The sequence below is a fragment of the Metabacillus sp. KH_069 genome (genome assembly GCF_057838075.1).
The window spans coordinates 817,115-834,801 of the sequence record NZ_CM174460.1; the positions used below are offsets into that span (position 1 = coordinate 817,115).

Annotated in this window: 19 protein-coding genes; 7 read left to right on the forward strand and 12 right to left on the reverse strand. The window is 40.1% G+C overall.

Annotated features, from left to right (window positions below; translation table 11 throughout):
* Positions 1–187 precede the first annotated feature (187 nt).
* The 3 genes from AC3ISE_RS04205 to AC3ISE_RS04215 form a co-directional block, all read right to left on the reverse strand.
* On the reverse strand, positions 188–469 hold the full coding sequence (locus tag AC3ISE_RS04205) for a hypothetical protein (protein WP_489223160.1): 282 nt from the start codon (positions 467–469) through the stop codon (positions 188–190).
* 434 nt (positions 470–903) lie between these two features.
* The gene (locus tag AC3ISE_RS04210) at positions 904–2,205 is read right to left on the reverse strand and encodes a protoglobin domain-containing protein (RefSeq protein WP_489223161.1); all 1,302 of its coding nucleotides are present in this window, start codon (positions 2,203–2,205) and stop codon (positions 904–906) included.
* A gap of 107 nt (positions 2,206–2,312) precedes the next feature.
* A complete protein-coding gene (locus tag AC3ISE_RS04215) occupies positions 2,313–2,831 on the reverse strand; it encodes a universal stress protein (RefSeq protein WP_489223162.1) in 519 nt (172 codons plus the stop codon).
* 199 nt (positions 2,832–3,030) lie between these two features.
* Here AC3ISE_RS04215 and AC3ISE_RS04220 point away from each other — a divergent pair, with 199 nt between their 5' ends.
* On the forward strand, positions 3,031–5,397 hold the full coding sequence (locus tag AC3ISE_RS04220; RefSeq protein ID WP_489223163.1) for a transglycosylase domain-containing protein: 2,367 nt from the start codon (positions 3,031–3,033) through the stop codon (positions 5,395–5,397).
* Between the two features lie 283 nt (positions 5,398–5,680).
* Here AC3ISE_RS04220 and AC3ISE_RS04225 read toward each other — a convergent pair whose 3' ends face one another.
* Positions 5,681–5,839, reverse strand: coding sequence for a hypothetical protein (locus AC3ISE_RS04225; RefSeq protein ID WP_165970973.1), 159 nt, complete (start codon positions 5,837–5,839; stop codon positions 5,681–5,683).
* Positions 5,840–6,016: 177 nt separating this feature from the next.
* Positions 6,017–6,331: a hypothetical protein gene (locus AC3ISE_RS04230; RefSeq protein ID WP_070879358.1), complete on the reverse strand. Its 315-nt coding sequence runs from the start codon at positions 6,329–6,331 to the stop codon at positions 6,017–6,019.
* A gap of 672 nt (positions 6,332–7,003) precedes the next feature.
* Here AC3ISE_RS04230 and bmrC point away from each other — a divergent pair.
* Positions 7,004–8,761 (forward strand): multidrug ABC transporter ATP-binding protein BmrC, encoded by a 1,758-nt coding sequence (gene bmrC / locus AC3ISE_RS04235; protein WP_489223164.1) that lies wholly within the window; start codon positions 7,004–7,006, stop codon positions 8,759–8,761.
* Positions 8,758–10,776: an ABC transporter ATP-binding protein gene (locus AC3ISE_RS04240; RefSeq protein ID WP_489223165.1), complete on the forward strand. Its 2,019-nt coding sequence runs from the start codon at positions 8,758–8,760 to the stop codon at positions 10,774–10,776. The genes bmrC and AC3ISE_RS04240 overlap by 4 nt, the downstream gene beginning before the upstream one ends.
* A gap of 64 nt (positions 10,777–10,840) precedes the next feature.
* Here AC3ISE_RS04240 and AC3ISE_RS04245 read toward each other — a convergent pair whose 3' ends face one another.
* On the reverse strand, positions 10,841–11,464 hold the full coding sequence (locus tag AC3ISE_RS04245) for an NAD(P)-dependent oxidoreductase (RefSeq protein ID WP_489223166.1): 624 nt from the start codon (positions 11,462–11,464) through the stop codon (positions 10,841–10,843).
* A gap of 181 nt (positions 11,465–11,645) precedes the next feature.
* On the opposite strand from AC3ISE_RS04245, the gene AC3ISE_RS04250 reads away from it, so the two are divergent.
* Genes AC3ISE_RS04250 through AC3ISE_RS04260 form a run of 3 tightly spaced genes read left to right on the forward strand, consistent with a single transcriptional unit; the run spans position 11,646 to position 13,902 of the window.
* A complete protein-coding gene (locus AC3ISE_RS04250; RefSeq protein ID WP_133312046.1) occupies positions 11,646–12,461 on the forward strand; it encodes an amino acid ABC transporter substrate-binding protein in 816 nt (271 codons plus the stop codon).
* Entirely contained in the window at positions 12,448–13,149 is a 702-nt protein-coding gene (locus AC3ISE_RS04255; RefSeq protein ID WP_489223167.1) for an amino acid ABC transporter permease, read from the forward strand. Before AC3ISE_RS04250 ends, AC3ISE_RS04255 begins: the two co-directional genes overlap by 14 nt.
* Before the next feature lie 15 nt (positions 13,150–13,164).
* The gene (locus tag AC3ISE_RS04260) at positions 13,165–13,902 is read left to right on the forward strand and encodes an amino acid ABC transporter ATP-binding protein (protein ID WP_489223168.1); all 738 of its coding nucleotides are present in this window, start codon (positions 13,165–13,167) and stop codon (positions 13,900–13,902) included.
* A 55-nt stretch (positions 13,903–13,957) separates the two neighbouring features.
* Here the strand turns inward: AC3ISE_RS04260 and AC3ISE_RS04265 are convergent, their stop codons facing one another.
* Positions 13,958–14,107 carry a hypothetical protein gene (locus tag AC3ISE_RS04265; RefSeq protein WP_489223169.1) on the reverse strand — a complete coding sequence of 50 codons (150 nt, stop codon included), beginning with the start codon at positions 14,105–14,107 and terminating at the stop codon, positions 13,958–13,960.
* A gap of 144 nt (positions 14,108–14,251) precedes the next feature.
* Positions 14,252–14,458, reverse strand: a complete 207-nt coding sequence (locus AC3ISE_RS04270; protein ID WP_029283608.1) for an alpha/beta-type small acid-soluble spore protein — start codon at positions 14,456–14,458, stop codon at positions 14,252–14,254.
* 250 nt (positions 14,459–14,708) lie between these two features.
* On the opposite strand from AC3ISE_RS04270, the gene AC3ISE_RS04275 reads away from it, so the two are divergent.
* Positions 14,709–14,978 carry a hypothetical protein gene (locus AC3ISE_RS04275; protein ID WP_489223170.1) on the forward strand — a complete coding sequence of 90 codons (270 nt, stop codon included), beginning with the start codon at positions 14,709–14,711 and terminating at the stop codon, positions 14,976–14,978.
* 69 nt (positions 14,979–15,047) lie between these two features.
* On the opposite strand, the gene AC3ISE_RS04280 is transcribed toward AC3ISE_RS04275, so the two are convergent.
* From AC3ISE_RS04280 to AC3ISE_RS04295, 4 genes are all read right to left on the reverse strand, one after another.
* Positions 15,048–16,160: an ABC transporter ATP-binding protein gene (locus AC3ISE_RS04280; protein ID WP_489223171.1), complete on the reverse strand. Its 1,113-nt coding sequence runs from the start codon at positions 16,158–16,160 to the stop codon at positions 15,048–15,050.
* A gap of 126 nt (positions 16,161–16,286) precedes the next feature.
* A complete protein-coding gene (locus AC3ISE_RS04285) occupies positions 16,287–17,171 on the reverse strand; it encodes a PucR family transcriptional regulator (protein ID WP_489223172.1) in 885 nt (294 codons plus the stop codon).
* Positions 17,172–17,230: 59 nt separating this feature from the next.
* Positions 17,231–17,419, reverse strand: coding sequence for a hypothetical protein (locus AC3ISE_RS04290; RefSeq protein WP_489223173.1), 189 nt, complete (start codon positions 17,417–17,419; stop codon positions 17,231–17,233).
* A 51-nt stretch (positions 17,420–17,470) separates the two neighbouring features.
* Complete coding sequence (locus tag AC3ISE_RS04295; RefSeq protein ID WP_489223174.1) at positions 17,471–17,683, reverse strand: YheE family protein; 213 nt, start codon at positions 17,681–17,683, stop codon at positions 17,471–17,473.
* Positions 17,684–17,687: the final 4 nt, after the last annotated feature.

Below are 17,687 nucleotides of genomic sequence, written 5' to 3' on the forward strand. Positions count from 1 at the left end.
GTGCATAAAAGTATTATATCAATCTATTAACTTATGTCAACTGGAGAAATAAGTAAGCATTTAGTCCTCTGTTCATGCAGATATCGGAACGGGACAAATACTTGTCAGCCTGAAAGAAATACTGTCCCTTTTCCATATACCTCCTAACTAAAGAGGTATAACAGTCAAATAAAAAGAAGAGCAGGCATTAACTGGCCTGCTCTTCTTTTTTGTATATATACAATGTATGATCCTCGCCATAGTGGAATTGGATGTTGTGGCCATTCCCATTTAACACAGGAATAAGCGTGCTGTGATACTCTTCTTCATGCACATCTCTAAAATGAAGCTTTAACGCTTTATTAGTTATAGAAAAATTGCCGCTTACATTTTCGGACGGCTGCGCATCTTCAATATAAGCACGAAGAAGGTTTGGATTAAGGATAAAGTATTCATGAATATCATATAAAACAGTATTTAAATTACTCATATGCTGTACCTCCTGAATATAGATAATTTATTTATATCCATAATAGAAGGGAGGCATACAGCTCATTTATTGGTATTTTCTGAAAAGGTTAATTGTTCGTGCATAAACATGAAAAAGATGAATGAAATCAAAAAAAAGACTGTTTTCGCATAGATTGTTGTTTTTGATTATAAATGTTGTCCGTTCCTTTCCGTTGAAGGAACTTGCTTTCCGCGGGGAGCGTGGAAGCCTCCTCGGCGAGCCTGCGGGGTCTTCCATTTCGCTCTATTTTCCCGCAGGAGTCAAGTTCCTTCCACTACAATCCACTAATGGTTTTAAACATCTAGTCTAAAAGCAACAATGTTTACAAAAGAGCAAAAAAAAAAGAATGCAGGAATGCATTCGTATATAAGGTTATTTTGCAATCAATACTGAAATGGAAATAGCGGCTTTGTTTATATATTCCTTGAAAGCAGTCTGAGGCTTTCGGCAGTATCATTGATTTGAGAGATGGAAGTTGTCAATTCATCGATAACGGCGGTAAAGTTGGTTAATTCCTTCTTGGTTTTTTCACTTTGATTTTTATTGTTATTCATAAGATGAACGACAGAATCAAAAAATTCGTTCATATTGTTTGCTTGCTCTGCACCTTTTGAAGTAAGGCGTGCCACCTCATTTACAGAGCCGGCAATGCTGTCTATTTGAGAGTGAATCTCTGAAATTAAACTTGATACACCCTGGACGGAATTTTTTGTTTCCTCTGCAAGCTTTCGCACTTCACTTGCTACGACTGCAAACCCTTTACCGTATTCTCCTGCACGCGCAGATTCTATAGCTGCATTTAATGCAAGAAGATTTGTTTGATCTGCTATTGATGTAACAATTGCTACGACTTGATTTATCTTTTCAGATGTATTCTCTAAGGCTTTCATTTTAATCGAGATATTTTCAGTGCTTGTCTCGATGAATGTCATCAGTTCATGCTGTTTTTCAAGGTCTTTTTTGCCGTAAGATGCTTCTGTTTCTGCTGAAGAAGCCACTTCAAAGCTTCCACTTGCAAATAAGGAGATTTCTTTAGATTGAGCATTGATTTCCTGAACAGAAGCATTTGTGTTTTCGGTGATGCCGGAAAGCATTTGGGCTGTTTCGCTGAGTTCGATTCGGATTGCCTCCTTTTCTCTCTCTGCTTTCATACGGATTTCCCCATATTCTTTGTCATATGCTTCAAGAACAAGCTGCTGTTCAAAACTGATCATTTTGCTGATGGCTTGAACAATCAGCATTAAATCTTCACTGTTTTCAGCTTTCAAACCGGCACAATCTATCAGTGATTTTGATAAAGTCTGCAGGGCAGACATGTACCATTTTGCTTCAAGACCGATTTTGACGTGAATATGGGCAATACGCTGAATGCTTTCAACTCTGTTCTTGTCCAGAATACCGCTGAACATTGAACTAATATGGATTTTCAGCGTTTCCTTCAATTTATCAATTGAGCTGTAGCGATTAATGATTTGAATCAAACTTTTTTCTAATGAAATGACCCGGTAAAAGTCTTCAACTATTTCCGAAATGTTTTGGTCTATTAGTGGTTTTAATACAAATAAAATACCTAAATCCTTCTCCGTAAGAGAAATCATCTCAATCTGTTTTGCTAAATCAGCACTGTATGATACATCAAGCTTTGTATTCCCTTTACTGATATTATTTAAAAAAATACTATTATTTACCTCTTTTTTGCGTTTGAACAATCCCATTATAAGGCTCCTTTAGGTTTATATCGACTCTTATTTTATTATCGGATAAACCTGAAAAAGATTAATGAGAACAAAAAAAACGAATGCAAGAGCATTCGTCTAAAAGGTTATTTTGCAATAAGTACTGAAATGGCTGAGTTATGGGACACTTTATCGCTTACTCCGCCAAACAGCAATTTTTTAAGGCCGCCTGAATCTCTGCTGCCCATTACGATTAAATCGGCATTTTTTTCTTCTGCATATTTCAAGATCGCATCCGAGGGAGAGCCTGATAAGATTTCAATCTCTCCAATCGCCTGATTCTCATCCATTTTCATTCTGATTCTTGAAACAATTTCATCTGCGTTATCAAAATAATCATGCTGAGTATGAGTTTGATCAAGCTCCTGAGAAGGAGGAGGCGCAACCGGATAGTTTTGAAGATTGTCTGTCAAATATCCATTAGCTGGTGCACTAGGAATAACAGGCTGAACTCCTTTGGTGTGCATCGCGTGTTCTTCCTGGAAAACGTGCACGACTGTCAGCTTTGATTCTAATTGTTTGCTCAAATCAATTCCCGTTTTTAAAGCTGCCTGACTTTCATCATGTCCATCATAGGCAACAACTATATGTTTAAACGTATTCATCTTAATCAAATCCTCTCTAGGGATAATGTGTTTATAAATAGATACCCTTTTTCAGAAAAAATAATCAATTCCCTTAAAGAAACCGATTACATAAAGATTTTTGAATTTGACAGCCACATATTTTCCAAAATAGGCGTACACCTTTGATAATTAGGGTAATAAGTAGAAGCACTAATTTTCTAATTTCAGGGGGTTACTAATGATAAAGTCACTATTCTCAATTAAGGGTGTATTTACGAAGCTTTTGATTTTCGTTCTGCTGGCCATCATCCTTATGTTTATGGTACATAATGTAGTCATTGCATCACAGGATGTCAGCAAATTAGAAGAAAGAGCAAATGCGCCGACTATTATTTATGATCAAAATGGCGAGATTGCGAGCAAAATTTCAACCTCGAAAAATGAGTGGGTAGATTATGAGGATGTACCGGATCATTTCTACGAAGCTCTTCAAGCGACAGAAGATCAAAATTTCTACAAACACAGCGGAATAGATTATTTAGGAATTATCCGCGCAATGTTTAAGAATGTAGCAGCAGCAGGAGGCGTAGTTGAGGGAGGAAGCACCCTGACTCAGCAGCTTGCTAAAAACACGCTGCTTACTCATGATCAAACATTTAAACGGAAGTTTGATGAGTACTTCATTGCGAAAAAAATAGATGAAGAATATTCAAAAGAAGAAATTTTAGAACTCTATGTGAATAAGATTTATTTTGGAGAGGGAGCATGGGGGCTGAAAAGAGCAGCTAAAGTTTATTTTGGAAAAGAAGCAGCTGATCTAACAGTTAATGAATCTGCCATTTTAGTAGGACTTATTAAAGCGCCGACAAATTATTCTCCTGTGAAAAACCTTGAAAAATCATTAGACCGCAGGGATGTTGTTTTAAGTTTAATGAAAAAAGAGAAGTTCATAACGGAAGCACAAATGAAAGAAGCAAAAAATGAAAAAGTTGTGCTTGAACGAAAGGAACTAGATGAATATAAAGGACGCTATCCTTTCTATGTAGATCATGTCATTGAAGAAGCCATTAAAAAATACGGTCTGACGCAAAATGAAATATTAGCGGGAGGCTTTGAGATTCATACCGAGCTGCGTCAGGATATGCAGTCCTCTATAGAAGAGGTATATAAGGACGATGCTAATTTCCCTGAAAGTCAGAGCGATCAGCTCGTTCAAAGCGGAGCAGTTCTCGTCAATCCTAAAACAGGAGGAGTACAGGCGCTTGTTGGAGGAAGAGGAGAGCATTCATTCAGACAGTTTAACAGAGCAACTCAGCTGAAAAGACAGCCTGGTTCGACGATGAAACCAATAGCTGTTTATACACCTGCATTAGAAAACGGGATGGACGTTGATACGAAGCTGAAAGATGAACCAATCGATATTAACGGATATTCACCTAAAAACTTTGATGGGAGCTATCGTGGCGAGGTTACCCTGTATGAAGCCTTAATTAAGTCATACAACGTGCCGACTGTATGGGCGCTGAATGAAATTGGCGTACAAGCCGGCGTTGACGCTTCTAAACGCTTTGGCCTGCCAATTACTGAGAATGACCGTAACTTGAGTTTAGGTCTTGGGGGCCTTGATAGAGGTGTGGCTCCGCTGAATATGGCAGAAGCTTATACGGCTTTTCCAAATGAAGGAACCCGCGTAGAGGCCCATGCAATTACGAAAATTGTAGATGTTCAGGGAAATACGATAGCAGAATGGAAAAAGAAAGAAACAAACGTTACAACAAAGGAAATCGCGCAAAAAATGACCCATATGATGCTTGGCGTAGTGAAAGAAGGAACAGGGAAAAAAGCACAGCTTGAAAATCATGAGCTGGCTGGGAAAACCGGCTCCACCCAGCTTGGTATTGATGGAATTGATGGAGTAAAAGATCAATGGTTTGTCGGATATACTCCAAACGTAGTTGGAGCAATGTGGCTTGGCTATGATCAAACAGATCAAAACCATTATCTGAATACGTCAAGCAGTGCGACAGCTGCACCGTTATTTAAAGTAATTATGGATGCAGCCCTGAAAAATGAGAAACCGGAGGATTTTAATCTTCCTCCTCTCAAGAAAACGGAAAGCAAGCCAAAGAAAAAGAAAACAGACACTTCTAATGAAGAGAGTAAAAAGAAACAAGAAGAAAAAAGAAAGCAAGAAGCTGATGAATTGGCTAAACGAGAAGAACAGGCAAGAATGGAAGAACAGGAACGTCTAAAGCAGGAAGAAAAAGCGAAAGCTGATGCTGAAAAGCAAAAGGCTGAAGAGCAAAAACGCAAAGAAGAGCAAGCTAAAAAAGAAGAAGACCAGGCAAGAAAAGAAGAGGAAGAAGCTAAAAAAGAAGAAGAACGCAGAAAAGAAGAAGAACGCAAAAAAGAAGAAGAACGAAAGAAAGAAGAAGAACGGAAAAAAGAAGAAGAGCAAAAACCAGCCGAACCTGAAGAACCAGCAGAGCCCCCAGCAGAACCAGAACCGCCGGCAGAACCGACAGAGCCGCCTGCAGATCCAGAGCAGCCTGCAGAACCTCCAGCGGATGGTGGATCTGATGCCGGGGATGCATCAGGTAATTAACAAAAAGCTGAACGAGATCATTCTCGTTCAGCTTTTTCAGTCCAATCATTTGTATTGCAGGAAAGGTTCTTAAATGGAAGTATCTATTATCGGGATAAGCGTCAAATTTGGGAGATTCGGAAGCTGCGAATTCGTGCTGCAAAATCGGTTTTGCCGCACGAACTTTGGGTTCGGGGTGCGATTTGTTTCTTTACGCTATAGTCACGGAACACGGAACAGCTTTATTTTAAAACAAAAACACACCCTGCAACGCAGGGTGCGGAAAAAATATTAGTTCAAATGCTTATTGAAACATTGGTAAAATATAAGTAATTAAAAACCAGATAATACCGAAGAATATAACCAAATATGCTGCATATTTAATAAAAGTAGCTCCAAGAAGACTGTTATTCGTTTTATGCTCTTCTTTTCTCTCAACATTCACTTGTTTATGTTCAGACATAAGGTTCCTCTCCCTTGTTTATCTTTAAATTACATAACTACATTAAGCAGCCAGCCAATAACAACGATTGCTCCAATAACGATTAAAATAGTTCTGATCATAAGTTATAATCTCCTTTTCTCTGTTGTAATGTAAGTAAGCCATACTCCCTTTATCATTTGTAAGGGATCACTGATTTTATACCTTTACTTTTTCAGCTGTGTTTAAGAAATTCGTTGTAAATCTTGATTCAGTTGAACAAATGGTGTCCATTTCAGCTAAGATCTCACTCGGGTTATCCCCATCGATGAGCACTTTAATCTGATTGGATCCAGATGTCATCAGAAAGAAAGTAATCAAAGAAGGAAACTTTGAGACATCTACGATGCTTCGTTTTCCAGCTAAGAAGTACACCTTTCCTGAATAGTTTTTTGCGAGCTGATTTAGACTGATAATTTGATCCATTCTGAATTGATCCTGGGTACATAGACTAGTGGAAACTAACTGGCTCATTGTTTTCCTCCTTCAATTTTCCTTATCTTCTGTTGTTTGTTACAGTTCTTTACCTTGTTTTTTGTTTTTTGAAACATCTTGAAGGTGAAAATAGTGATATGTGCCTATAAACCTCTTTTTTTGTGGGGGTCAATTTCTCGAATCTGGATGTAAAGATACAGGCGAAAGGAAGAACTCCATCTTTTACGCAGAATGCATCTATGGAACGGCCGTGTTCATCGAAGAATAATAATTGCAGGTTAACCAGAAAATAAGGAAAAATCCCAATTGACAAAATAATGAAAAAGATGGTAATCTATCTAAGGATTAAAATAAAAATTTGGTAAAGGAGGGGTTTGACATGAAAAAATTAATTGTGATTGCGTATGATCGAAGCGTACTTTCTTGTGCAGCCCCGCCATACCTTTATATCGTTTAGAGAGATCAGTCTCTGAATATAAAAAGGAAAAGGCACAGGGGTATGCTACATTGTATACTTCTGTGCCTTTTTACGTTTGATTGTAAAAAGGCAGACCCCCGGCATGCGGAGGTTTGCCTTTTTTATATAATTTAAATCTTAGAGGAGGAAGCAAGTATGTTTGTAATGATGATGATAAAAGAGAAATTGATGAAAAAAGGAGATCCAGACAGCGGTTAGCAGGATAAGGTTAGAAAGACAAAGGAGATGATCAGATGTTCTCGGTGTTAGTGAAGTTAGGCTGGTTTTTTAAAAAGTATTGGAAGCGGTACACGGCTGCAATCGTATTGCTTTTAGTTGTAAATGTTCTTGAAATTATTCCCCCTAAACTGCTTGGGAATGCGATAGATGATATTCAGGTTGGGCAATTTTCGAGTGAGCTGCTCATTCAATATATTGTCTTGTTTCTTGGGTTGGGTGTTCTAGTTTATATTTTATCTTATTTTTGGATGTACAATTTATTTGGCGGGGCTCATCTCGCTGAAAGAATTCTAAGGTCAAAACTGATGGGGCAATTCTTAGTGATGACACCGCGCTTTTATGAGAAAAACAGAACGGGAGATCTTATGGCCAGGGCCACGAATGATTTGAAGGCCATCTCGACGACTGCCGGATTTGGGATCTTGACATTGGTTGACTCAAGCATGTTCATGCTGACAATTCTGTTGACAATGGGAATACTTATCAGCTGGAAGCTTACATTTGCCGCGATACTGCCTCTGCCGATTATGGCGGTTGCGATGGGGATCTACGGCAAAAAAATTCATGCCAGGTTCATGGCAGCTCAGGACTCATTCGGCGATATGAATGACCAGGTGCTTGAGTCAGTGGCAGGCGTGCGTGTGATTCGTGCTTACGTTCAGGAAAAAGCGGATGTAAACCGGTTTAACACGTTAACGGATGATGTTTTTAAGAAAAATGTCAGTGTAGCAAAAATTGACGCATTATTTGAACCAACCATGAAATTGCTTGTCGGGATCAGTTATTTGATTGGACTTGGTTATGGCGCCTACTTAGTATTTCATAACGAAATTACCCTTGGTGAGCTGGTGTCCTTTAACGTTTACCTTGGAATGATGATCTGGCCGATGTTTGCAATTGGTGAACTGATCAATATCATGCAGCGCGGTAATGCATCACTTGACCGGATCAACGAAACACTATCTTATGAAGCAGATGTGAAAAATCATGATCAGCCGGAGGATATTGTTTCACCTAAAAAGATTGAATTTAAAGATGTATCGTTTCAGTATCCTTCTTCTGAAGTCGAGAACTTAAAGCATGTCAGCTTTACAGTAAATAGAGGGGACACAATTGGCATTGTCGGCAAAACCGGCAGCGGTAAAACAACAATCGTTAAACAGCTGCTCAGACAATATCCCTCTGGCAACGGCGAAATCACAATGTCCGGGGTTCCGATTGAGAAAATCCCGCTTGAAACCTTGCAGCGCTTTATTGGATATGTTCCTCAGGATCACGTGCTGTTTTCAAGAACAGTGAGAGAGAATATTTTATTTGGAAAGAAAGAAGGATCAGACGCAGAGCTGAATAAAGCAATCGATCTTGCTTTTTTCAGAAAAGATCTTGAAATGCTGCCTGATGGATTGAATACATTAGTAGGGGAAAAGGGAGTTGCATTATCTGGAGGTCAAAAACAGCGGATCTCCATTGCACGTGCACTTCTGGTCAATCCGGAAATTCTGATTTTAGATGATTCCCTGTCAGCTGTTGATGCAAAAACGGAAACAGCCATCATTTCAAATATTAGAAGTGAGCGTGCCGGGAAGACAACATTTATTACGACACACCGTCTATCTGCTGTCGAACACGCAGACTGGATACTAGTGCTTGATGAAGGGAAAATCATTGAAGAAGGCAGGCATCAAACGCTGCTTGCGAACAACGGCTGGTACAAAGAGCAATATGAACGCCAGCAAATTGAAGCTGAAAACGAAGGCGGGGTGGGAGCATGAGCACAGGAAAAAGACTGATCCGCTATGCTGCCCTTTATAAAAGAACATTAATACTTGCTTTAATCATGCTTGCTGTTGCAGTCGGGGCTGAGCTTACAGGACCATTTATCGCAAAAAAAATGATCGATGACCACATATTGGGCATTGAGAAGAAGTGGCATGAAACAGAAAAAGGAGAAAATGCTGTAGCCTACAAAGGATCCTGGTATAAACGCGAGGATTACTTTGAACCAGGTGAAGTAAAAGGAAAAGAAGTTCACATTCTGCAAGTGCAGCGGGATTATTATTTCATACCTGGTGAAATTCAGTTTGACGGAGACAGAAGAGCGGCCGGCAATTTGGTCATTATTGAACGCGGGACAGATTCTGCTTCTTATACAGGCAGCAAGCTGACTTCAAAACAGCTGTTTACATTTTATCAGCCTGAAATTAAAGGGCTCATCACTTTGATTGCCATTTATTTTGGTTTGCTTGTCTTTGCTTCATTCTTTCACTATGGACAGCGGTACTTTCTGCAAATTACATCAAACCGCATTATTCAAAAGATGCGCCAGGATGTATTTGAGCATATACAGCGCTTGCCGGTTGTTTATTTTGATAACCTTCCGGCAGGAAAAGTTGTTGCAAGAATTACAAATGATACGGAAGCAATCCGAGAACTGTTTGTAGCTGTGCTTTCTACATTCTTTACAAGTGCCATCTATATAACAGGTATTTTCATTGCCTTATTCCTGCTTGATGCCAAACTTGCATTAATCTGTACGGTCATCCTGCCGATCCTTGTCGTCTGGAGCATCGTATACCGAAAATACGCTTCAACTTACAATCATAAGATTCGTTCCCTTGTCAGCGATATTAACGGAACAATCAATGAATCCATTCAGGGTATGACGATTATTCAGGCGTTCCGCAGACAGGAAGAAACGAAAGCGGAATTTGAAGAATTAAACGCATCGCATTTTCACTATCAGAATAAACTGCTGAGCCTGAACTCCCTGCTGTCGCATAATATGGTAGGTTTTATGCGGAACTGTGCTTTCGTAGCGCTTATCTGGTATTTTGGAGGAGCCTCTTTAGGCGTTGGTTCGATGGTTTCAATAGGAGTTCTGTATGCGTTCGTTGATTATTTAAACAGGCTTTTTCAGCCAATCACCGGGATTGTGAATCAATTCGCCCAGCTTGAAACAGCGCGTGTTGCGTCTGAGAGAGTGTTTAGCCTGCTTGATGAAAAAGGAACGGATGTCAGCGAGAAAAAAGAACCTCGCTATAATGGAAATGTGGCATTTGAAAATGTGTGGTTCGGCTATAAAGAAGGCGAGTATGTTTTAAAAAATATTGATTTTGAAGCGAAGCAGGGTGAAACCGTAGCATTAGTCGGGCACACAGGCTCAGGAAAAAGTTCGATCATGAATTTGCTGTTCCGTTTTTACGACATAAAAGAAGGCAAAATCACAATTGACGGCAAAGATATTTTATCCATGCCGCGCCAGGCAGTCAGAGAGCACATGGGGATTGTACTTCAGGATCCGTTTTTGTTCACAGGAACGATTGCTTCGAATGTAAGCCTTGATAATCCGGATATCACCAGAGAACAAGTGGAAAAAGCATTAAAAGATGTTGGCGCAGATCAATTGCTGAAGCATCTGCCGCTTGGATTTGATGAGCCTGTTATTGAAAAAGGGAGCACGCTCTCATCGGGACAGCGCCAGCTGATCTCATTTGCAAGAGCACTCGCTTATGATCCGGCCATTCTCATATTAGATGAAGCTACGGCAAGCATTGATACAGAAACAGAAGCTGTCATTCAAGATGCACTTGAAGTTCTGAAAAAAGGCAGAACAACATTTATCATTGCCCATCGGCTTTCTACTATTAAAAATGCAGATCAAATTCTTGTCCTTGACCGGGGTGAAATAGCGGAGCGGGGCAATCACGATGAATTAATGAAACAAAAAGGAAAGTACTATCAAATGTATGAACTGCAGCAGGGAAAACAGAATACCCTTGCAGGATAAGAAAACCACGTGCCTGATTTAGTCAGGCTCGTGGTTTTTTGTTTTTTTAGAAGATAGGAATGCCTTAGTAAGCCAGTCCAACCCGTTTATGGATAAAGGACTTTTCCATCAGAACCTTATAAGTGAAATACCCTGTATCCTCAGCAGATATTTGCTTTCCGTCTTCCGGCAGATAATTTTCCTCAAATCTGAACTTCTTTGTTAATTCTCCGTCTGGCAGGTAAGTGGGACAGACAATTGTCCACTGATGAAGATTGGACTCTTTTAATGTCAGATAGGCATTTAAATGTTCGTTCGCTGCTCTCGTCAAAGTCCGTTTCGACTCATTTGACTGAAATCTGTACAGGTCAGGATTGGACCTTGCCTGTAAAATACCGGCTGTTCCAATCGTGACCACTCTGTTAATGTTTGCATTTCTCATTGCCTGAACAATCAGCGGCATCGCAACTGTAAGAGTATCATCTCCATCTGTGCCAAGGCAGCTGACAACTGCATCACAGTCTGAAACTGTTTTCTCGATGCTTTGAAGATTACGGGCATTTCCTTCAATCATTTCAGCATTTTTATCTATGTTCTCTAATTTTGAAGGATCTCTGACAAGCATTCTGACATTGTGCCCTTCATTTAGGGCATGTTCTAAAAATGCTCTGCCAACTCTTCCTGTTCCGCCAAATAATGCGATTTTCATAACAAACTCTCCTGTCGGTTTTCTTTCATTTTACTTCATTTAAAGGAGAAGAGAAAAACATACTATGTTCTAAACTGGTTACACTAAAAAAATAAAACAAATCAATTGACAGAAGGCTGTCTTGGAGGTAATATTCTAACGTACTTTATTAAAATCCGATAAGATTAGTGGGGGTTTAAACATGAAAAGATTTTTTAGTCTATTTGCACTTTTATCAGTGTTTGTGCTGATTTTGTCTGCTTGCGGAACAGGCGGCGATAAAAAGAAAGAAGGAGATCAGGCAGGCACTGACGCTGAACTGTTTGACAAAGTAAAAGAAGAGGGTGTTCTTGTCATTGGAACAGAAGGTACATATCCGCCTTTCACATTCCATGATGACAAAGATAAATTAACCGGCTTTGATGTAGAAATCGCACAAGAAGTTGCAAAACGTCTTGGCGTGAAGGCTGAGTTTAAAGAAACACAGTGGGATGCGATGTTCGCCGGTCTTGATGCTAAACGTTTTGATATGATTGCCAACCAGGTCGGCATCAAGCCTGAACGCACGGAAAAATATGATTTCTCTGAACCATATATTTCATCTGCCGCTGTACTTGTTACACATAAAGACAACAAAGACATTCAATCATTTAAAGATTTAAAAGGGAAAAAAGCAGCACAATCTTTAACAAGCAACTACGGGGAAATTGCCAAAGAAAACGGTGCTGAGCTTGTTGGTGTAGAAGGATTCACTCAAGCAATCGATCTCATTAATTCTAAACGTGCAGATGCAACGATCAATGACAAGCTATCTGTCCTTGATTTCCAGAATCAGCGCGGCAACGCACCCATTCAAATTGTTGATGAAAGTGAAGATGCTGCACAAAGCGGATTAATGTTCCGCAAAGACAGCGGCAAGTTAGTGGAAGAAGTGAATAAAGCATTAGCAGAAATGAAAGAAGACGGCACATACAAGAAAATCTCCGAGAAATGGTTTGGCGAAGATGTATCTGAATAATATTTTTGCAGACCCTGAACGGTTAGAACGTTTGGCCAATATTGCACAAAGTTCCCTTCTCCCTTTGGTGAAGGGAGCTTTGTATTATACTCTTCCATTAACACTGATTACGTTTGTCATTGGACTTATTTTAGCTGTTCTTACTGCTTTGGCACGAATATCAACAATAAAGCCATTTCAAATAATAGCGAGAATCTATGTATCAATTATTAGAGGAACACCTTTACTTGTTCAATTATTTATTATTTTCTACGGCCTTCCAAGTGTCGGGATTACAATCAGTCCGTTTATTTCTGCAGTTATTGGCTTCTCGCTGAATGTCGGAGCATATGCATCAGAAATAATCAGAGCCGCTATACTATCTACACCTAAAGGACAATGGGAAGCGGGATATTCAATCGGAATGAGCTACTCACAGACGCTAAAAAGAATTATCTTGCCGCAGGCTACGCGTGTATCTATACCACCGCTGTCCAACACGTTTATCAGTTTAGTTAAGGATACATCCCTTGCATCATTGATTCTTGTAACAGAGATGTTCAGAAAAGCACAGGAAATTGCTTCAACCAACTATGAATTTCTGTTGATGTATTCTCTGGCTGGTCTATTATATTGGATCATCTGTTTTATCTTATCGGTCATCCAGCAGCGCATGGAAGCAAAACTGGATCGTTATGTTGCAAGGTAGTAAAGGAGCATTCATATGATTTCAATAAAAGGATTGCATAAAAGCTTTGGTGAATTAGACGTTCTAAAAGGCATTGATTTGGAGATTGAAAAGGGGAAAGTAGTTGTTGTGATCGGACCATCCGGGTCTGGAAAAACAACATTCCTAAGATGCCTGAACGTACTGGAAGTACCGACAATGGGAATCATTCAGCTTGATCAGCAAACACTTGATTTCTCAGGGAATGTGGCTAAAAAAACAATAACAGAGTTTAGAAGCAATACCGGCATGGTTTTTCAAAGCTATAATCTTTTCCCGCACAAAACAGCTCTTGAAAATGTAATTGAAGGGCCAGTAATAGTGAAGAGAGAAAACAAAGAAACAGCGGTGAAAAAAGCAAGTGCCCTGCTTGAAAAAGTAGGCCTTGGGGATAAAATGGATTTCTATCCTTTTCAGCTCTCAGGCGGGCAGCAACAGCGCGTAGGCATAGCAAGAGCACTTGCAATGGAGCCTAAGGTCATGCTGTTTGACGAGCCTACTTCAGCCCTTGATCCTGAACTTATCGGCGACGTACTGAATGTGATGAAAGATTTAGCCGCAGAAGGAATGACCATGGTGGTCGTCACACATGAAATGCGATTTGCAAAAGATGTGGCAGATGAAGTGATCTTCATGGATAATGGAGTCATCGTAGAACGCGGTGCACCAGCTGAAGTATTTGATCATCCAAAAGAAGAACGGACAAAACGTTTCCTTAGAAAACTTGAAGAGTAGGCGCGAGCATATATGCAGCCTGCTCTTTTTTTATGGGGAATTTTCTATATAAAATTCAAAGCTTTACAGACTTAACATCTTTCAGCAGCTGCTTTTTTTCCTGTTCAAAGTAATACACTCTGGGCATGTTAAAATGAACAATCATTTCATGTGCGAGGCTTGCGCAAATGAATGTGACAGCTCTCCAATCAATCGTTTCAAACATGAAGCATTCTCCTTCAGGATGTTTTCTTCATGTATATGGAGAAGAGAACTTGTTTGATACTAAGGGCTGATAAGAAATGTAGAAACTGGAAAAGACCCCGGCGGAATGCCAGGGTCCTTTAAGCCATGTTATTTGGTTGTCTTATTAGAATTTTCCGCCCATGTTTGATTGAGCATATGAAACTAAACGCTTTGTGATTTCTCCGCCAACAGATCCGTTAGCACGAGCAGTTGTTTCTGGTCCTAAGTTCACTCCGAACTCAGAAGCGATTTCGTACTTCATTTGATCGATTGCTTGTTGTGCACCAGGTACAACTAGTTGATTTGAAGAATTGCTGCGTGATTGTGCCATGTAAATACACTCCTTGAAATAATATAGTTTTTGGGTAAGCTGGAGTTGCACCAGTGCATGAGTCATATTGATTCATGGCCTGCTCGGCTAACCCATCATGTGAGTGCAGCGGGTTGTTCAACTGTTGTTATTACGTATTATGTATTTACCGTGAAAATATATGCACATGCGAATATGGTAATTATTATGGAAATATAGGTGTTACATAAAGTGAAAGAGAGTTAGGGAATATATAAGAGGAAGCAAGTATATGAAGCAGCAGGTGATAAAAATGAACATGTGCCCGCTTTGTAATGGGTTTAACAGTGAAATGGAAGCAGCAGCCTGTCCAAATTGCAAAATCAGCATGACGGATCATGGGAAAATAACCGATTATTTAGATGAATACAGCGCATATATGGAAATTGACACAGTGAAGCTATTCGATGGGGTCATGGATTCTCTTGAATCCCATCAGTGCATCCATTTGTTTTCTTGCAGCAATTGTCTTCATGAAGAGGCAAAACACATTAAGGAGTAAGAATGTGTGGGGAGGGCGAGGAAATGAAAAAAATCAGCCTGAGAGAGTCTCAGGCCGATTTGCTGGTTATTATTGTTCACTTGCCGGACGAATACGAACCTCTGTTTCTTTATCAAAGAAGTGAGCTTTGTTCATATCAAGAGCAAGCTGGATGATTTGGTCTGGTCTTACGTCTGTGCGTGAATCTACACGTGCAATGAAGTCCTGGCCGTCGATTTTAGAGTAGAGCATTGTTTCAGCACCCATAAGCTCAGATACTTCGATTTTAGCATCTACTTTTGATCCGTGAGAAGATTCGATGAACACTGGCTCATCATGGATATCTTCAGGACGCACGCCCATGATCAATTCTTTGCCAACGTAGCCTTGCTCGCGAAGATATTTCATTTTGCCTTCAGGAACAACGATGGATTGAGTTCCGATTGAGAACCTGCCGTCTGTTAATTGACCAGTAAAGAAGTTCATAGATGGTGAACCGATAAATCCGCCAACAAAAAGGTTTTCAGGCTTTTCATATACTTCTTTAGGAGCGCCGACCTGCTGGATGATGCCGTCTTTCATAACAACAAGGCGTGTTGCCATTGTCATTGCTTCTGTTTGGTCATGTGTTACGTAAATTGTTGTTGTTTGCAGGCGGTGATGAAGCTTAGAAATTTCAGCACGCATTTGCACACGCAATTTAGCATCCAAGTTTGATAAAGGCTCATCCATTAAGAATACTTTTGCGTCACGAACGATGGCACGTCCAAGTGCAACACGCTGACGCTGACCGCCTGACAATGCTTTAGGCTTGCGGTCTAAATATTGATCAAGACCCAAAATGCGGGAAGCATCTTTCACACGGCGATCAATTTCTTCTTTAGGGAATTTGCGGAGCTTAAGTCCAAATGCCATGTTGTCATAAACAGACATATGCGGATAAAGTGCGTAGTTCTGGAAAACCATCGCGATGTCGCGGTCCTTCGGCGCAACGTCATTCATGCGTTTGCCGTCAATTGAGAAGTCGCCTTTAGAAATTTCTTCAAGGCCTGCAATCATACGAAGAGTCGTTGATTTACCGCAGCCTGATGGGCCGACGAAAACGATAAATTCTTTATCTTGAATATGAAGATTAAAATCTTCAACTGCCGTTACCTTGTTATCATACATTTTATAAATATTGTTTAATTTAAGCTCAGCCATTTGAATCCTCCTCGGAAAATGAAAACGTTTTATTTATAGATTCAGTGTAATTCATTTCTGAAGATAAGCCTATGGACAGGTTGCACAAAAAAATGTAAGGGTTTTCGTGCAGGGTGAACAGCTGAGTTACTCTGCAAGTTGCTCCAAGTACTTCATCATCAAAGAAAAAGCAGCTGCTTCGTGAAAATGCCTGATATCGAGCCCTGTTTTTTCAATGAACTTGTCAATCCGGTATTGAACGCTGTTTCTGTGCATGTACAATTTTTTTGCTGTAAGGGACACGTTCAGGTTGCATTCAAAGTAAACCTTCAATGTTTGCACTAGCTCGCTGTCCTCTAAAGATTCTCTCAGTAATTCAGATATGAGCTGTCCGCTGACGCTTCCGTTAAGGAAAAGCACGGGCAGAGCCTCTGAAAATGTTACGCATTTTTTCATCCTGAATGAATTGTAAATCACTTCAAAGCTTGCCTGCTCAGATAAAATTCTTGTTTTTAATTCAACTGACATTTTATGAAGCTGGCCAATATAGACGTGCAGCTCGATGAAAAAATCACTGGTAAATGTGTCAATCCATTGATCGAAGCTTTCCTTATCAATGACCGGTTCAGGGCTTTCTTCAAAGATAATGCCTTTATGGCGGCTGATCCAGAGAATAGTTGAAGCTGGAATCGATCCCTGCATCGCTTCTTCAAAGCTCTGCCTGTCAGAGACCGGCAGCTTGCTGAAGAAGTAATAGCACCTGATGCCGTTTGCGGATGGAACGAAAGGAGGGCTGTTTTCGCCGTACAGATAGTGCAGCCATTTTTCAGAACGCTCACTGTGTTCTCCAAAACCCGAATCATAAGATGTATATAAAGTCGAAAGCAGGCTTTCTTCCTGTTCAGATAAGGCTTCTTTTAAGATGCCGAATACCTGGCCATCTTCTGTTTTGTACCATTTGTAGCCCTTTTTTTCATGCGAATAGGCAAGAGAGAAGGCTTCTTTGTAATGGGATGCTAATTTATCAATCATTATGATATCTCCTTTCCCTGCCTTTCTATTATATAAAAAAAAGAGAGCCTGGCGATAGCCTAGCTCTCTTTTTGAGCGGGAGGTTCTTCTTGTTCGAGGTCGCGCGCTTCTTCAATATTCGTGTATTTATCCCGCATATGCACAGAGCCGCCTGATAATCCTTCGTTGATCATTCGGTCAATATCCAGATAGGCTTTATCTCTGCCCTCATAATCCGTATCTTTTTGCTTATTTGCTTTGTTTTTCAAAGTGAACCCTCCTTCGCTGTATGCTTTTATTTTGCGAAGGAAAGGCGGAAATTAACCGTCATAAACGTGAAACAGCATTAGCTCGTGAATGCGGGAACGAATTTGTTCTGTGTCCTCTAATGCAGGTTTGGACGTTCCCCACTCGATTTCTCCATTTTTATGGTAAATGGCATCGTAATGAATCCCTTTAAAGTAAAAAGAGACACGCCAGCCAGGCAGTTTTGTTTGTTTAAACAAAGGCTGCCATTGAAAGTGTGTAATCATCTCA

Excerpts from the sequence above, each read along its gene's own strand:
- AC3ISE_RS04205 (WP_489223160.1), bottom strand. The coding sequence starts at position 469 with ATGAGTAATTTAAATACTGTTTTATATGATATTCATGAATACTTTATC.
- AC3ISE_RS04210 (WP_489223161.1), bottom strand. The coding sequence starts at position 2,205 with ATGGGATTGTTCAAACGCAAAAAAGAGGTAAATAATAGTATTTTTTTA.
- AC3ISE_RS04215 (WP_489223162.1), bottom strand. The coding sequence starts at position 2,831 with ATGAATACGTTTAAACATATAGTTGTTGCCTATGATGGACATGATGAA.
- AC3ISE_RS04220 (WP_489223163.1), top strand. The coding sequence starts at position 3,031 with ATGATAAAGTCACTATTCTCAATTAAGGGTGTATTTACGAAGCTTTTG.
- AC3ISE_RS04225 (WP_165970973.1), bottom strand. The coding sequence starts at position 5,839 with ATGTCTGAACATAAACAAGTGAATGTTGAGAGAAAAGAAGAGCATAAA.
- AC3ISE_RS04230 (WP_070879358.1), bottom strand. The coding sequence starts at position 6,331 with ATGAGCCAGTTAGTTTCCACTAGTCTATGTACCCAGGATCAATTCAGA.
- bmrC (WP_489223164.1), top strand. The coding sequence starts at position 7,004 with ATGTTCTCGGTGTTAGTGAAGTTAGGCTGGTTTTTTAAAAAGTATTGG.
- AC3ISE_RS04240 (WP_489223165.1), top strand. The coding sequence starts at position 8,758 with ATGAGCACAGGAAAAAGACTGATCCGCTATGCTGCCCTTTATAAAAGA.
- AC3ISE_RS04245 (WP_489223166.1), bottom strand. The coding sequence starts at position 11,464 with ATGAAAATCGCATTATTTGGCGGAACAGGAAGAGTTGGCAGAGCATTT.
- AC3ISE_RS04250 (WP_133312046.1), top strand. The coding sequence starts at position 11,646 with ATGAAAAGATTTTTTAGTCTATTTGCACTTTTATCAGTGTTTGTGCTG.
- AC3ISE_RS04255 (WP_489223167.1), top strand. The coding sequence starts at position 12,448 with ATGTATCTGAATAATATTTTTGCAGACCCTGAACGGTTAGAACGTTTG.
- AC3ISE_RS04260 (WP_489223168.1), top strand. The coding sequence starts at position 13,165 with ATGATTTCAATAAAAGGATTGCATAAAAGCTTTGGTGAATTAGACGTT.
- AC3ISE_RS04265 (WP_489223169.1), bottom strand. The coding sequence starts at position 14,107 with ATGTTTGAAACGATTGATTGGAGAGCTGTCACATTCATTTGCGCAAGC.
- AC3ISE_RS04270 (WP_029283608.1), bottom strand. The coding sequence starts at position 14,458 with ATGGCACAATCACGCAGCAATTCTTCAAATCAACTAGTTGTACCTGGT.
- AC3ISE_RS04275 (WP_489223170.1), top strand. The coding sequence starts at position 14,709 with ATGAAGCAGCAGGTGATAAAAATGAACATGTGCCCGCTTTGTAATGGG.
- AC3ISE_RS04280 (WP_489223171.1), bottom strand. The coding sequence starts at position 16,160 with ATGGCTGAGCTTAAATTAAACAATATTTATAAAATGTATGATAACAAG.
- AC3ISE_RS04285 (WP_489223172.1), bottom strand. The coding sequence starts at position 17,171 with ATGATTGATAAATTAGCATCCCATTACAAAGAAGCCTTCTCTCTTGCC.
- AC3ISE_RS04295 (WP_489223174.1), bottom strand. The coding sequence starts at position 17,683 with ATGATTACACACTTTCAATGGCAGCCTTTGTTTAAACAAACAAAACTG.